Here is a 222-nt window from a genome sequence, read left to right on the forward strand (position 1 = left end):
CTACAACACCATGGGCAAGGTGGGCAAGAATCCGTCGGTGGCGGCCAAGTTTGCCTGGGGCTTCGCGGCGGTGGCGATCGGCTTCTTCATCTACGGCGTCGGCGCCCGCTTCGCGGTGAACGGCCAGGTCTCGTCGTGGATCATGGTGTGGGGCTACGGCCTGTACTCGCTGGGCGAGCTGCTGGTCTCGGGCCTGGGCCTGGCGATGATCGCGCGCTACGT

1 pseudogene is annotated in these 222 nt (G+C 66.7%); it reads left to right on the plus strand.

What is annotated here, in order from left to right:
- A pseudogene (locus UUA_RS18400) lies at nucleotides 1-222 on the plus strand (MFS transporter); the annotation flags it as partial.

This window comes from Rhodanobacter thiooxydans LCS2 (genome assembly GCF_000264375.1).
GTDB classification, from domain to species: domain Bacteria; phylum Pseudomonadota; class Gammaproteobacteria; order Xanthomonadales; family Rhodanobacteraceae; genus Rhodanobacter; species Rhodanobacter thiooxydans.